This window comes from Streptomyces sp. NPDC059668, from assembly GCF_042734135.1.
In the GTDB taxonomy this organism is placed as follows: domain Bacteria; phylum Actinomycetota; class Actinomycetes; order Streptomycetales; family Streptomycetaceae; genus Streptomyces.
Window position 1 is genome coordinate 41,903 of sequence record NZ_JBHWEL010000030.1, and the last position, 14,184, is coordinate 56,086.

The 14,184-nt window shown below is 71.1% G+C and carries 16 protein-coding genes; 15 read left to right on the top strand and 1 reads right to left on the bottom strand.

Going from position 1 to position 14,184, the window contains the following annotated elements; translation table 11 throughout:
- Nucleotides 1-151: 151 nt before the first annotated feature.
- The 14 genes from rimM (at nucleotide 152) to ACFV2J_RS22255 (ending at nucleotide 11,929) form a co-directional block, all read left to right on the top strand.
- Nucleotides 152-706 (top strand): ribosome maturation factor RimM, encoded by a 555-nt coding sequence (gene rimM, locus ACFV2J_RS22190; RefSeq protein ID WP_385088831.1) that lies wholly within the window; start codon nucleotides 152-154, stop codon nucleotides 704-706.
- Nucleotides 706-1,527, top strand: a complete 822-nt coding sequence (trmD, locus tag ACFV2J_RS22195; protein ID WP_385088833.1) for a tRNA (guanosine(37)-N1)-methyltransferase TrmD — start codon at nucleotides 706-708, stop codon at nucleotides 1,525-1,527. The genes rimM and trmD overlap by 1 nt, the downstream gene beginning before the upstream one ends.
- 131 nt (nucleotides 1,528-1,658) lie before the next feature.
- Nucleotides 1,659-2,009, top strand: a complete 351-nt coding sequence (rplS, locus tag ACFV2J_RS22200; RefSeq protein ID WP_037741626.1) for a 50S ribosomal protein L19 — start codon at nucleotides 1,659-1,661, stop codon at nucleotides 2,007-2,009.
- Nucleotides 2,010-2,054: 45 nt separating this feature from the next.
- The gene (gene lepB, locus ACFV2J_RS22205) at nucleotides 2,055-2,771 is read left to right on the top strand and encodes a signal peptidase I (RefSeq protein ID WP_385088834.1); all 717 of its coding nucleotides are present in this window, start codon (nucleotides 2,055-2,057) and stop codon (nucleotides 2,769-2,771) included.
- Nucleotides 2,764-3,846, top strand: coding sequence for a signal peptidase I (lepB, locus tag ACFV2J_RS22210; RefSeq protein ID WP_385088836.1), 1,083 nt, complete (start codon nucleotides 2,764-2,766; stop codon nucleotides 3,844-3,846). The genes lepB (ACFV2J_RS22205) and lepB (ACFV2J_RS22210) overlap by 8 nt, the downstream gene beginning before the upstream one ends.
- Complete coding sequence (lepB, locus tag ACFV2J_RS22215) at nucleotides 3,731-4,675, top strand: signal peptidase I (protein WP_385088838.1); 945 nt, start codon at nucleotides 3,731-3,733, stop codon at nucleotides 4,673-4,675. The genes lepB (ACFV2J_RS22210) and lepB (ACFV2J_RS22215) overlap by 116 nt, the downstream gene beginning before the upstream one ends.
- Nucleotides 4,676-4,756: 81 nt before the next feature.
- Nucleotides 4,757-5,503 carry a signal peptidase I gene (gene lepB, locus ACFV2J_RS22220; protein WP_385088840.1) on the top strand — a complete coding sequence of 249 codons (747 nt, stop codon included), beginning with the start codon at nucleotides 4,757-4,759 and terminating at the stop codon, nucleotides 5,501-5,503.
- Between the two features lie 136 nt (nucleotides 5,504-5,639).
- The gene (locus tag ACFV2J_RS22225) at nucleotides 5,640-6,149 is read left to right on the top strand and encodes an NUDIX hydrolase (protein ID WP_385088842.1); all 510 of its coding nucleotides are present in this window, start codon (nucleotides 5,640-5,642) and stop codon (nucleotides 6,147-6,149) included.
- A gap of 55 nt (nucleotides 6,150-6,204) precedes the next feature.
- Nucleotides 6,205-6,513 (top strand): DUF2469 domain-containing protein, encoded by a 309-nt coding sequence (locus ACFV2J_RS22230; protein WP_003965949.1) that lies wholly within the window; start codon nucleotides 6,205-6,207, stop codon nucleotides 6,511-6,513.
- 163 nt (nucleotides 6,514-6,676) lie between these two features.
- Nucleotides 6,677-7,048, top strand: a complete 372-nt coding sequence (locus tag ACFV2J_RS22235) for a YraN family protein (RefSeq protein ID WP_385088844.1) — start codon at nucleotides 6,677-6,679, stop codon at nucleotides 7,046-7,048.
- On the top strand, nucleotides 7,048-8,661 hold the full coding sequence (locus ACFV2J_RS22240) for a YifB family Mg chelatase-like AAA ATPase (RefSeq protein WP_385088846.1): 1,614 nt from the start codon (nucleotides 7,048-7,050) through the stop codon (nucleotides 8,659-8,661). The genes ACFV2J_RS22235 and ACFV2J_RS22240 overlap by 1 nt, the downstream gene beginning before the upstream one ends.
- Complete coding sequence (gene dprA / locus ACFV2J_RS22245; RefSeq protein ID WP_385440164.1) at nucleotides 8,661-10,124, top strand: DNA-processing protein DprA; 1,464 nt, start codon at nucleotides 8,661-8,663, stop codon at nucleotides 10,122-10,124. Before ACFV2J_RS22240 ends, dprA begins: the two co-directional genes overlap by 1 nt.
- Before the next feature lie 271 nt (nucleotides 10,125-10,395).
- Nucleotides 10,396-11,238 (top strand): RNA polymerase sigma factor WhiG, encoded by an 843-nt coding sequence (gene whiG, locus ACFV2J_RS22250; protein ID WP_385088850.1) that lies wholly within the window; start codon nucleotides 10,396-10,398, stop codon nucleotides 11,236-11,238.
- A 133-nt stretch (nucleotides 11,239-11,371) separates the two neighbouring features.
- On the top strand, nucleotides 11,372-11,929 hold the full coding sequence (locus tag ACFV2J_RS22255; RefSeq protein ID WP_385088852.1) for a TetR/AcrR family transcriptional regulator: 558 nt from the start codon (nucleotides 11,372-11,374) through the stop codon (nucleotides 11,927-11,929).
- A 239-nt stretch (nucleotides 11,930-12,168) separates the two neighbouring features.
- Here ACFV2J_RS22255 and ACFV2J_RS22260 read toward each other — a convergent pair whose 3' ends face one another.
- Complete coding sequence (locus tag ACFV2J_RS22260) at nucleotides 12,169-12,768, bottom strand: peptidoglycan DD-metalloendopeptidase family protein (protein WP_385088854.1); 600 nt, start codon at nucleotides 12,766-12,768, stop codon at nucleotides 12,169-12,171.
- A gap of 390 nt (nucleotides 12,769-13,158) precedes the next feature.
- On the opposite strand from ACFV2J_RS22260, the gene rpsB reads away from it, so the two are divergent.
- Nucleotides 13,159-14,070, top strand: a complete 912-nt coding sequence (gene rpsB / locus ACFV2J_RS22265; RefSeq protein WP_356802002.1) for a 30S ribosomal protein S2 — start codon at nucleotides 13,159-13,161, stop codon at nucleotides 14,068-14,070.
- Nucleotides 14,071-14,184 lie beyond the last annotated feature (114 nt).

Sequence of the window (14,184 nt, forward strand, 5' to 3'; positions counted from 1 at the left end):
GGGGTGCCCGGGCCCCCCGGGGGAGTGGGGCCCTGGGCCGGTGCCTTTCGCGCGCGCCCCGCGCGGGGGCGGGGCGGCCCTCGGGGCCGCCGCCGGCCCGTAGTCGTCTGCGAAGCAACGCCGCAGGCACACCGACAGGAGATCAAGCACAGTGCAGCTGGTAGTCGCTCGCGTCGGCCGCGCCCACGGCATCAAGGGCGAGGTCACCGTCGAGGTACGTACCGACGAGCCGGAGCTCAGACTCGCCCCGGGTGCCGTCCTGGCCACCGACCCCGCCTCCACCGGTCCGCTGACCATCGAGACGGGCCGCGTGCACAGCGGCCGTCTGCTGCTCCGATTCGAGGGCGTACGCGACCGCAACGCCGCCGAGGCGCTGCGCAACACCCTGCTCATCGCCGACGTCGACCCGGACGAGCAGCCCGAGGACCCGGACGAGTACTACGACCACCAGCTGATGGACCTGGACGTGGTCACCAAGGACGGCGGCGAGGTCGGACGGATCACCGAGATCTCGCACCTGCCGTCACAGGACCTGTTCGTGGTCGAGCGGCCGGACGGCACCGAGGTCCTGATCCCCTTCGTCGAGGAGATCGTCGTCGAGATCGACCTGGACGAGCAGCGGGCCGTCATCGACCCGCCGCCGGGCCTGATCGACGACCGCGCCGAGGTCGCGTCCTCCCGGGACTCCACCGAGGAAGAGGCGTAATGCGGCTGGACGTCGTCACGATCTTCCCGGAGTACCTGGACCCCCTGAACGTCTCGCTCGTCGGCAAGGCACGCGCGCGCGGACAGCTCAACGTGCACGTGCACGACCTTCGGGAGTGGACGTACGACCGCCACAACACGGTCGACGACACCCCGTACGGCGGCGGCCCCGGCATGGTCATGAAGACCGACCCCTGGGGCGAGGCCCTGGACTCCGTGCTGGCCGACGGCTACGAGACGGGCTCCCACGGACCCGTCCTCGTCGTGCCCACGCCCAGCGGACGCCCCTTCACCCAGGAACTCGCCGTCGAACTGTCCGAGCGCCCCTGGCTGGTCTTCACGCCCGCCCGCTACGAGGGCATCGACCGCCGCGTCATCGACGAGTACGCCACCCGCATGCCGGTCCACGAGGTGTCCATCGGTGACTACGTGCTCGCCGGCGGCGAGGCGGCCGTCCTCGTCGTCACGGAGGCCGTGGCCCGCCTGCTGCCGGGCGTCCTGGGCAACGCCGAGTCCCACCGGGACGACTCCTTCGCCCCCGGCGCCATGGCCAACCTCCTGGAGGGGCCCGTCTACACCAAGCCCCCCGAGTGGCGCGGCCGGGAGATCCCCGAGGTGCTGCTCAGCGGCCACCACGGCAAGATCGCCCGCTGGCGCCGCGACGAGGCCCTGCGCCGTACGGCGGCCAACCGCCCCGACCTCATCGAGCGCTGCGAGGCGTCCCTCTTCGACAAGAAGGACCGCGAAATGCTCTCGATCCTGGGGTGGCAGCCGGATCCCGACGGCCGATTTTGGCGCAGGCCCGAGGCCGTGGAAGAATAGGCCGCTGCTCTACGTCGTCCGGCGCGCGCCCCTGCCACAGGGGGACACGACGCCCGCCCCGACGCGGCAGCACTCCTGAAAACCCTTCTCCCGTTGATGACCTGTGGCATCAGCGAAGAAAGCAGACCTCAATGTCTCACCTGCTCGACTCCGTCGACAGCGCGTCGCTGCGCACCGACATCCCGGCCTTCCGCCCGGGTGACACCGTCAACGTCCACGTGCGCGTCATCGAGGGCAACCGCTCCCGTGTGCAGCAGTTCAAGGGCGTGGTCATCCGTCGCCAGGGCGCCGGTGTCCGCGAGACCTTCACGGTCCGCAAGGTCTCCTTCTCGGTCGGCGTCGAGCGCACCTTCCCGGTGCACACCCCGATCGTCGAGAAGATCGAGCTCGTCACCCGCGGTGACGTGCGTCGCGCGAAGCTGTACTACCTCCGTGACCTGCGCGGCAAGGCCGCGAAGATCAAGGAGAAGCGCGACAACTGAGCTCGCCCGGAGGCTCATACGGACGCCGGATAACATCTGGCTCCGATGAACACCGAAGCACAGCACACGGAGCGCGACCGCTCCTCCCACCCCGCCGGGTCCGAGAAGATCTCGGACACCCAGGGGCCGGAGGGCCGGTCGCGTTCCGCGTTGCTGGACCGGGTCGCGGAGTGGCTCCCCGGCGGCCGGATCACCCTGACCGTGCTGGTCTGCCTGGTGTTCCTGGTGGGTTTCAGCAACTTCGTCATGCAGCCCTTCGAGATTCCCAGCAGCTCGATGGAGCACGGATTGAGGATCGGGGACCGCGTTCTCGTAAATAAGTTGGCGTACCGTTTCGGTGCCGAGCCGCAGCGGGGAGACATCGTCGTGTTCGACGGCACCGGCTACTTCGGGAACGCCGACTACGTCAAACGCGTCGTCGGTGTGGGGGGAGACCACGTGGTCTGCTGCGACAAGGAGGGGAGACTCGAGGTGAACGGCCGTTCGGTCGACGAGTCGACGTTTCTCTATCCCGGGGACGCCCCGTCGGAGGTGCCCTTCGACGTCGTGGTGCCCGCCGGCAGCCTGTTCCTCCTGGGAGACCACCGCAGCGACTCCAGCGACTCACGGGACCACCTGGGGTCCCCCGGAGGCGGCATGATCCCCGTCGGCGACGTCATCGGCCGCGCCGACTGGATCGCCTGGCCCTCGGCCGACTGGGCCCGGCTCCGTCGCCCCGGCGCCTACGCGCGCGTACCGGCCGCGGACGGTGCCCATGGGTAACCGCGGAAGACCGCGCGGAGTCTCCGAGAGCGCGGCCGACAACCTGCTGCCCACCGGGACCCGGCGCGCCTCCGGCGGCGCGGTACGCCCCGGCCGCGCCGAGCGCCGCAAGCTCCAGCGCAAGGTGAAGCGACGACGCCGCCGCTCCGCGGTCAAGGAGATCCCGCTCCTCGTCGGCGTCGCGGTGCTCATAGCCCTGGTCCTCAAGACCTTCCTCGTCCAGGCCTTCGTCATCCCGTCGGGCTCCATGGAGAGCACGATCCAGATCGGCGACCGGGTGCTCGTGGACAAGTTCACGCCATGGTTCGGCTCCAAGCCGCAGCGCGGTGACGTCGTCGTCTTCAAGGACCCCGGGGACTGGCTCGAGGGGGAGAAGACCACCAAGAAGAACGACCCCGTCGTCATCAAGCAGGTCAAGGAGGGACTGACCCAGATCGGTCTGCTGCCCTCCGACAACGACAAGGACCTCATCAAGAGGGTCGTCGCGGTCGGCGGCGACACCGTCAAGTGCTGCGACACGCAGGGACGCGTGACGGTCAACGGGATGCCGCTCGACGAGCCGTACATCCACGCCGACAACAAGCCGTCGGACTTCCCCTTCGAGGAGACCGTCCCCAAGGGGCGCCTCTGGGTCATGGGCGACCACCGCGCCAACTCGGCCGACTCCAGGTACCACCGGAAGGAGAAGTACGGCGGTACCGTCTCCGAGAAGTCCGTCGTCGGCAGAGCCATGGTCATCGCGTGGCCTTTCGGGCACTGGACCCGCCTGAAGGAGCCGGACACGTACGCGTCGGTGCCGAGCGGGTCGGCCACGGCCATGGGACCGTCGCATAGGGTGGCGTCCGCGGATCTCAATGGATTGATCCCGCTCCCGAGCCCTGCGGAACTCCCGCTCGTTATGGGAGTGGTGGGCCTGCGCCGGATCCGGGGCAGGCGGCGGCACGGAGTGAGGAGTGGATGTGGGGGATTTGGCGGTCGGCGCACGATCCGGACACGATGGCCCCGAGGAACAACCGGAGCGAACCGACGGATCGGCCACCCCGGCCACGAACGAGGTCGTCGCCACCGGGAGTGAATCCGGGGACGGCGGCGGTACGAAGGAGCACGGCGAGCAGGACGAGAAGCCCAAGAATCCGCGTTCCTTCTGGAAGGAACTGCCGCTCCTCATCGGTATCGCACTGGTCCTCGCGCTGCTGATCAAGACCTTCCTGGTGCAGGCGTTCTCGATCCCCTCGGACTCGATGCAGAACACCCTCCAGCAGGGCGACCGTGTGCTGGTGGACAAGCTCACGCCGTGGTTCGGCTCGGAGCCCTCACGTGGCGAGGTCGTCGTCTTCCACGACCCCGACAACTGGCTGGCGGGTGAGCCGACGCCCAACCCGAACGCCGTGCAGCAGGTCCTCAGCAAGATCGGCCTGATGCCGTCCGCGGACGAGAAGGACCTCATCAAGCGGGTCATCGGCGTCGCCGGTGACACGATCGAGTGCGAGAACTCGGGCCCGCTGACGGTCAACGGCAAGGCGCTCAACGAGACGTACGTGTACGCCGGGAACACGCCGTGCAGCGTCGACGACCAGGGCGGCCAGTTCAAGGTGACGGTTCCGCCGGGCAAAATCTGGGTCATGGGCGACCACCGGCAGAACTCGCTGGACTCCCGCTACCACCAGCAGGACAAGTACCAGGGCTTCGTGCCCGTAGGCAACGTCGTGGGACGCGCCATCGTGATCGCCTGGCCGCCCACCCGCTGGAACACGCTGCCGATCCCCGACACCTTCGACCAGAACCTCAGCGCGGCCGCCCCGGGCGCCCTGGGCCTGGCCGGCGCGGTGCCGCTGGTGCTGTGGCGCAGGCGTCGCCTTACCGCCGGAAACCCCAGGGTTTCTGGGCGGGGTACCGCCGGGTAGGGTGCCGTCCCAGATCGCCGATCTTCCGCGGCCCGTACCCAGGACCGCGGGGTCGATTCTCCGAGTCGGGGGAGCACTGGGATGAGCAGGACGTCAGAACGTACGGACGAGGGCCACGGACGGCTCGGCAGCGTGCTGTCGGGACTGGCCGTGGCCCTCGGCTGTGTGCTCTTCCTCGGTGGCTTCGCCTGGGGCGCGGTCGTCTATCAGCCGTACACGGTGCCGACCGAGTCGATGGTGCCGACCATCAAGGTGGGCGACCGCATCCTGGCGGAGCGGATAGACGGCAAGGACGTCAAGCGCGGCGACGTCATCGTCTTCAAGCAGAAGAGCTGGGGCGACATGCTGATCGTCAAGCGGGTCGTCGCGGTCGGCGGTGACACCGTCGCCTGCTGCACGAACGGCAAGCTGACCGTCAACGACAAGAAGATCGACGAACCGTATCTCCCCGCGGGCCAGGCCGCCGAGTCGAAGCAGATCCCGACCGTCGAGGTGCCCGAAGGACGGCTCTTCCTGCTCGGTGACGAGCGCAGCGGCTCACTGGACTCGACGGCGCACCTCACCGAGGCCTTCAGCGGCACGGTGTCGCGCGCCGCGGTGAAGGGCCGCGTCGACGCCATCGCCTGGCCCATGAAGGGCATGCTGGAGCGCCCCACGGGCTTCGAGACACTCGGCGGGATCTCGACACCGGGTCCGCTGCGGCTGGTCCTGACCGCCGTGGTGGCGGGCGCGGTGCTCGTACTGAGCGGGGCGGCGTACGGCCCGTTCGCCAAGCTGCTGGGACGGCGCCGTGGACGGGGCCGGACGGAGCCGGTCGGTGTCGGCTGAGCCGACCGGGAGGCCGGGGCGGCCCGCACGGGCCGCCAGTCCCTCCGGGGCACCGTCCGAGGCGTCCACCGGGCCGTCGTCGGCGCCGGCGCAGCGAATCCCGGACCTGGACCCGGGCGCGGATTTGGACCCGGGTGTGGACGTGGACCCGGAGTCGTACGAGGGCGGACTGCGGAAAGTCGCCAGAGTGGTGCTCCTCGACGCGCAGGAGCGCATTCTGCTGCTGCACGGTCACGAGCCGGACGACCCCGCGGACGACTGGTGGTTCACGCCCGGCGGCGGCCTGGAGGGCGACGAGACCCGCGAGGAGGCCGCGCTGCGGGAACTCGTGGAGGAGACCGGCATCACCCAGGTCGAACTGGGACCGGTGCTGTGGCGGCGCAGATGCTCGTTCCCCTTCGCGGGACGCCGCTGGGACCAGGACGAATGGTATTTCCTCGCCCGTACGACGCAGACGGGAACCGTCGCCGCCGGGCTGACGGAGCTGGAACGGCGAAGTGTCGCCGGAGCGCGCTGGTGGACGTGCCAGGAACTGACCGAGGCACATGAGACGGTGTATCCGACCAGGCTCGCCGAGCTGCTGCGGAGGCTGCTCGACGAGGGTCCCCCGGCCAGGCCCGAGGTCCTCGACACCGAAATCGTCTAGGGGCTCGCGAGGCTGGCGCACAATAGGGGGACGCACGGCTGAAGGGGAACATGCCATGAGCGCCGAGGACCTCGAGAAGTACGAGACCGAGATGGAGCTGAAGCTCTATCGGGAGTACCGCGATGTCGTCGGTCTGTTCAAATACGTGATCGAGACCGAACGGCGCTTCTACCTCACCAACGACTACGAGATGCAGGTGCACTCGGTCCAGGGTGAGGTTTTCTTCGAGGTGTCCATGGCGGACGCCTGGGTGTGGGACATGTACCGGCCCGCGCGCTTCGTGAAACAGGTGCGGGTGCTCACATTCAAGGACGTGAACATCGAGGAGCTGAACAAGAGCGATCTGGAGCTGCCCGGCGGTTGATCACCCCGGTGGACCCGATGACCGCGTGAGTGCGACCGGCGGCCGCTGACGGGCGATGATCACTCGTGAGGGTGAGTGAGTTGTCCCCAGTCGGCCGCCTGTCCACCAAGATCCAACAGCGGGCGGGGACGGCCGCAGTGTTGGCGCCGGAGGTGGTGCCGACATGAAGACGTCCAAGGCACGCAACGCACTCGGCAAGTACGGCGAGGACCTGGCCGCACGGCGGCTGACCGAGACCGGAATGACCGTCCTGGCGCGCAACTGGCGCTCCGGCAGGACCGGTGAGATCGACATCGTGGCCCGGGACGGCGACGCGCTCGTCGTCTGCGAGGTCAAGACACGCAGGTCGGGGTCCTTCGAGCACCCGATGGCAGCCGTCACCCCCGCCAAGACGCGACGCCTGCGCGGACTGGCGGAGCGCTGGCTCCAGGAACACGGCGGGGCCCCGCCCGGCGGTGTCCGCATCGACCTCATCGGCGTCCTCCTCCCCGACCGCGGCGCACCCGTGGTCGAGCACGCGCGGGGGGTGGCCTGATGGGATTCGCGCGTACGTGCTCGGTCGCCCTGGTCGGCGTCGAGGGCGTCGTGGTCGAGGTCCAGGCGGACCTCGAACCGGGCGTCGCTGCCTTCACCCTGGTCGGCCTCCCCGACAAGAGCCTCTCGGAGAGCAGGGACCGGGTCCGCGCCGCAGTGGTGAACTCCGGCGCGGTGTGGCCCCAGAAGAAGCTCACCGTGGGCCTGAGCCCCGCCTCGGTGCCCAAGGGCGGCAGCGGGTTCGACCTCGCCGTCGCCTGCGCGGTGCTGGGCGCCGCGGAGCGGATCGATCCCCGGGTGCTCTCCGACATCGTGATGATCGGCGAACTGGGACTCGACGGGCGGGTCCGCCCGGTACGGGGAGTGCTGCCCGCGGTCCTCGCCGCGGCGGACGCCGGGTACGAGCAGGTGGTCGTGCCCGAGTGCGCGGCGGCCGAGGCCACACTGGTGCCGGGGATCTCCGTGCTCGGCGTGCGCAGCCTTGGGCAGCTCATCGCCGTGCTCACCGACGAACCGGTCCCCGAGGAGGACCCCGACGAAGTGGGCCGGCCAGGTCCACTGATGGCCGGCCTGCGCATGCCCGGCACCGGCGCCGCCACCGGCATGCACGGCACCCCGCACGACCACGGCCACGACCTCGCCGACGTCGTCGGCCAGCGCTCCGCGCGCACCGCCGTCGAGGTCGCCGCGGCAGGCGGACACCACCTCTTCCTGGAGGGCCCGCCAGGAGCCGGCAAGACGATGCTCGCCGAGCGACTGCCCGCCGTCCTGCCCCGGCTCACCAGAGGCGAATCCCTGGAGGTCACGGCCGTCCACTCGGTCGCCGGCCTGCTGCCACCGGGCAAACCCCTGGTCGACGTCGCCCCGTACTGCGCGCCCCACCACTCGGCGACCATGCAGTCCCTCGTCGGAGGAGGCCAGGGAATCGCGCGACCCGGCGCGGTGTCGCTCGCCCACCGAGGGGTGCTCTTCCTCGACGAGACCCCGGAATTCAGCGGCCAGGCCCTCGACGCGCTGCGCCAGCCCCTGGAGGCCGGGCACGTGGTGATCGCACGCAGCGCGGGAGTGGTGCGGTTCCCCGCACGGTTTCTGATGGTGCTCGCGGCGAACCCCTGCCCCTGCGGCCGCTTCTCCCAGCGGGACGACCTGTGCGACTGCCCACCCTCCGCGATCCGGCGCTATCAGGCCAGACTCTCCGGCCCGCTGCTCGACCGGGTCGATCTCCGCGTCGAGGTGGACCGGGTCACCCGCGCCGAGCTGACCGGACGCGGGGCACGCGGAGAATCCACGCAGACCGTCGCCGGCCGCGTACAGGCGGCCAGGGAGCGGGCCGCGGCGCGGCTGGCAGGCACCCCCTGGCGGACGAACAGCGAAGTGCCGGGACGCGAGCTGCGCAGCCGGTGGCACGCGTCGCCGGGCGCACTGGACGAGGCGGAGCGGAGCCTGGAGCGGGGCGTGCTCAGCGCGCGGGGCCTCGACCGGGTGCTGCGCGTCGCCTGGACCGTCGCGGACCTCGTGGGGCACGACCGTCCCGACGCGACGGATGTCGCCCTCGCGCTGCAACTGCGCACCGGGGTGCCGCGCGGGGTGCCGATGGCGATCGGTGCGCCGTGATGAAGCACGAAGGCGCACCCGGGGAGAGCGCACCCGGGGGTGACGCACCCCGGGAGGGTGCGAGCGGGGAAGGCGGGCGTCGGGAGGACGGTCGTCGGGTTGACGGACGCCGGGAGGGCGCGAGCGGGGAAGGCGGGCGTCGGGAGGACGGTCGTCGGGTTGACGGACGCCGGGAGGGCGCGAGCGGGGAAGACGGGCGTCCGGAGGACGGTCGTCGAGAAGACGGACGCTGGGAAGACGGACGCCCGGCGGGCACGCGTCGAGAGGACAGGCGACGGGAGGACGTCCACCGGGCAGGCGCGCACCGCCAGGACCCCGACCGTGCGGACGAGCGCAGACACCGCGCCTTCCTCGCCCGCGTCGCCGAACCGGGCGACGAGGCCTGCGGACGCTGGATCCGCGAGGTCGGGGCGGAGCGCGCCGTCCGGGGGCTTCTGGACGGCGGGGAGCGGCCGCGAGGGGTGACGGACCGGAGATGGGCGGGACTGCGTGCGCGGGCCGAGCGTGCCGACCCGGAGCGGGACCTCGCGGCGGCCCGTGCCGCCGGGATCCGGTTCGTGTGCCCAGGGGACTCCGAATGGCCCGCACAGCTCGACGATCTCGGGGACGGCCGTCCCACCGGACTCTGGGTGCGCGGAGGCCCCAGCCTGCGCATGTGGGCACTGCGGTCCGTCGCCCTCGTCGGCGCACGGGCCTGCACGGAGTACGGCGCCCACATGGCGGCCACCCTCGGCGCCGGACTGGCCGAGCGTGGCTGGGTGGTGGTGTCGGGCGGCGCCTACGGCGTGGACGGCGCCGCGCACCGGGGCACCCTCGCGGCGGGCGGTGCCACCGTCGCCGTGCTGGCCTGCGGAGTCGACCGGCCCTATCCCCGCGGACACACCGAGTTGATCACCAGGATCGCGGAACAGGGCCTGGTCGTGGGGGAGTTGCCGCCGGGAGAGCATCCCACGCCGAGCAGGTTCATCCTGCGCAACCGGGTCATCGCGGCGCTCACCCGGGGGACCGTGGTCGTCGAGGCCGCCTATCGCAGCGGCGCGCTGGTCACGGCGCGCGCCGCGCAACGGCTGGGCAGGTTCGCGATGGGCGTGCCCGGCCCCGTCACCAGCGGATTGTCGGCCGGCGTGCATGAACTGCTGCGCGGAGAGGCGGTGCTGGTCAGCGACGCCGCGGAAGTCGCGGAACTGGTCGGTGACATGGGCGAGCTGGCCCCGGACCGGCGAGGCCCCGTGCTGCCGCGGGACCTGCTGGACCCGGGCGCCGGACGAGTGCTCGCCGCGGTCCCGGCGCGCGGACCGGCGAGGGCCGAGGAGGTCGCGCGCGGGGCGGGCACCACGACGGACGACGCGGTCGGGAGACTGTACGAACTCCGCTCGCTGGGGTTCGTCGAACGACACGGCGACGGCTGGAAGTTGACACGCCAGGTGATGATCTCGGTCCGCGACGGTCACCACGGGTGCTGACCGAGCGTGTTCGGCCGTCCGGGCGAACGTCGACACCCTTGGCAATACCCGCAGTTGGCGCCCGGGAACGGTCACGGACGGCGACGAGGGCTACCGGGACGAACCCCGAGCGGAACGTATCTGCGCACGGCCCGCCCCCAGCCCTTCGCGCACTGCGACAGCTCAGTCACGCTACGCTCACGTGGGTTCCGACGCAGACAGGCAACTCGGCATCAGAGCGACACCTCACCCAGGCACCCCCAGTTCACGGCAGAACGGCACAAGGCGACGAATGCCCCAGCACACCTCCGGGTCCGATCGGGCGGCGATCCCCCCAGCCGCCCGCGACGGCGGTAGCAGGCGGCCGCCCGCTCCCTCGACGCTCGACGAGCTGTGGCGGTCGTACAAGACGACGGGTGACGAGCGGTTGCGCGAGCAGCTGATCCTGCACTACTCACCCCTGGTCAAGTACGTCGCGGGACGGGTCAGCGTGGGACTGCCGGCCAATGTGGAGCAGGCGGACTTCGTCTCCTCCGGGGTGTTCGGGCTGATCGACGCGATCGAGAAGTTCGACATCGAACGGGAGATCAAGTTCGAGACGTACGCGATCACGCGCATCCGGGGCGCGATGATCGACGAGTTGCGCGCGCTGGACTGGATCCCGCGCTCGGTCCGGCAGAAGGCGCGCAACGTGGAGCGGGCGTACGCGACGCTGGAGGCCCGGCTCAGACGCACGCCGTCGGAGGGCGAGGTGGCCACCGAGATGGGCATTGCGGTGGAGGACCTGCACGCCGTCTTCAGCCAGTTGTCACTGGCCAACGTGGTGGCCCTGGAGGAGCTGCTGCACGTCGGCGGCGAGGGCGGCGACCGCCTGAGCCTCATGGACACGCTGGAGGACACCGCGGCCGACAACCCGGTCGAGGTGGCTGAGGACCGCGAACTGCGCAGGTTCCTGGCGCGGGCGATCAACACCCTGCCCGACCGGGAGAAGACCGTGGTCACGCTCTACTACTACGAAGGCCTCACACTCGCGGAGATCGGGAACGTCCTGGGCGTGACCGAGAGCCGGGTGAGCCAGATCCACACCAAGTCGGTGCTCCAGCTGCGCGCGAAGCTGGCGAGTTTCGGCCGCTGATCCGGAGCGCGGTGCGGTGCTGAATCGTCCCTTCGTCATCAGGGTCGCGATTCCTCCAGGTGGTGGGAGTGGCTGCCGCCATCCGCGGTCCGTCCGTAAAGTGGAGGGCGTGCCAAGGATTCGAGCGGCCTCCGTGGCCGAGCACCGGTCGATGCAGCGAGCCGCCCTGCTGGACGCGGCCCGGTCCCTGCTGTCCGAGGGCGGGACGGAAGCACTGACCTTCCCCGCCCTCGCCGAGCGGACGGGCCTGGCGCGGTCGTCCGTCTACGAGTACTTCCGGTCCCGCGCCGCCGTGGTCGAAGAGCTGTGCGAGGTCGACTTCCCCGTGTGGGCGGCCGAGGTCGAGGCGGTGATGGCCGCCGCCGACGGGCCCGAGGGCAAGGTCGAGGCCTACGTCCGGCAGCAGCTGGCGCTGGTCGGGGACCGGCGGCACCGCGCCGTTGTGGCCATCTCCGCGAGCGAACTCGACGCCGGCGCCCGCGAGAAGATCCGCGCGGCGCACGGCGGCCTCGTCACGATGATCGCGGAGGCGCTCCGGGACATGGGCCACGCCGAACCCCGGCTGGCCGCGATGCTGCTGCAAGGCGTCGTCGACGCGGCCGTGCGCCGGATCGAGCTGGGGGCGGCCGAGGACCCCGAGGCGATCACGGACGCGGCTGTCACGATGGCCCTGCGGGGCGTGCGCGGCTGATCCCCGGCCCCTCCCTCCCCCCCCGCCCCACCCCTCCCTCCGCCCCCACCCCGCCGCACACTGGCGCGCCGGCTCGCCCCCGCCCCCGGCGCCTGACCCACTCACCCACCCCTAACGCCCACCCACCCGCGCACGCCGCGCGCCCTGCCGCACCCCCCACCCGCGCGCCCCTGCCCCGCCCAGGTGTCACGGGCCCGGCAGCGCCGTCCGGACGGCGCTGGTGCCTGTGGCTGGGGCGGTCACGGTTGTCTGCCTGCTGCTTGTCTGCGTGCTGTCGGTACCGGCAGGAGCCGGGACGGCGCGTGGTGCAGCAGCCATGGGGGGAGCAGGGAGAGCGGGTCGAGGTAGGTCCGGTCCCTCAGCAGGCCCCAGTGGAGGCAGCTCGTGGGGCAGTGCGAGTCGTCCGGTTCGAGCGTGCCCAGGACTTCGCCCGCGGTGACCTCGTCGCCCTTTTTCACCGTGGCCCGTACCGGGGTGAAGGTGGTGCGCAGGGGTGGGTCGCCGGTGCCCGCCAGTTCGACGGAGACCGCGCCGTGGCCCGCGACGCGGCCGGCGAAGGAGACCCGGCCCGGGGCGACGGACCGGACCGGTGCGCCCTGGGTCGCCGCGAGGTCCACGCCCCGGTGGCCGCGGCCGTAGGGCGTCGCCGGGGGCTGCCAGGCCCGCAGGACCGGGGGTCGCGTGCCCACCGGCCAGAGGCGGGCAATCGCCCGGACCTTGGTGTCGGCGCCCGGTGGCTGCCCGGGGGCCGGAGGCTCGGGGCCGCTCGTCCGGGACGGGGACGGGGATGGGGACGGGGACGGGGGCGTCGCGGTGGCAAGGATGACCGCGGCCCGCACCGCCGACCCGGCAGGCACGGCCCGCCCCGTCGGCCCGGCGGGCACCGTCAGCGCTGTCGCGGCCACCATGATTCCCGACAGCAACTTCAGCCACGTACGCACACTTCGTTTCGCTCGCATGCGAGAACGGTCCCGTATCCGGCGGATCTTGGCCGGGATCTGTGGACCACCGGGCGGTTGTGGACAGCGGCGTCACCCCGCACCTCGCGGGTCCCGTACACTTCTCGTGGCGATCCGGGTCACCGGGTCGACTTCGCACGCCCCGACACGCGGTCATCAAAAGCCGGTGTCAGCGCCCCTCGGTCCCTCGTGGCAAGGCGCATCGCGGGCGTCAGGCGCGAGTGCCGTCCGGCACGCGCGGCACAACCGAGAACACCAAGGAGAACGGCCATGGCCGTCGTCACGATGCGGGAGCTGCTGGAAAGCGGCGTCCACTTCGGTCACCAGACCCGTCGTTGGAACCCGAAGATGAAGCGCTTCATCTTCACGGAGCGCAACGGCATCTACATCATCGACCTGCTCCAGTCGCTGTCGTACATCGACCGCGCCTACGAGTTCGTCAAGGAGACCGTCGCCCACGGCGGCACGGTCATGTTCGTCGGCACGAAGAAGCAGGCGCAGGAGGCCATCGCCGAGCAGGCCACCCGCGTCGGCATGCCCTACGTCAACCAGCGCTGGCTGGGCGGCATGCTCACCAACTTCTCGACCGTCTACAAGCGTCTGCAGCGCCTCAAGGAGCTCGAGCAGATCGACTTCGAGGACGTCGCCGCCTCCGGTCTCACCAAGAAGGAGCTTCTCGTGCTCTCGCGCGAGAAGGCCAAGCTGGAGAAGACCCTCGGTGGTATCCGCGAGATGCAGAAGGTGCCCAGCGCCGTCTGGATCGTGGACACCAAGAAGGAGCACATCGCGGTCGGCGAGGCCCGGAAGCTCAACATCCCGGTCGTCGCCATCCTCGACACCAACTGCGACCCCGACGAGGTCGACTACAAGATCCCGGGCAACGACGACGCGATCCGCTCCGTCACCCTGCTCACCCGAGTGATCGCCGACGCCGTCGCCGAGGGCCTCATCTCCCGCTCCGGTGCCGGCAAGGCCGAGGGTGACAAGGCCGCGGGCGAGCCGCTCGCCGCGTGGGAGCGCGACCTCCTCGAGGGCGAGAAGAAGGCCGACGACGCCGAGGTCCAGACCTCCGCCGAGACGGAGAAGGTCGCCGACGCCGAGCAGGCCGAGGCTCCCGTCGCCGAGGCCGAGGCCGTCGAGGCTGCCGCCGAGACCCCCGCCGCGGACGCCGAGCAGGCCTGACCCCTCACCCCTTCGGGTCACGGGGCGGGGGGGGGGGCCAAACCCCCCCCCCCCGCCCCCACCTCTATACACATGGTGATGTATTTAAGCTCAAAGATCTCTCACAACACCCCC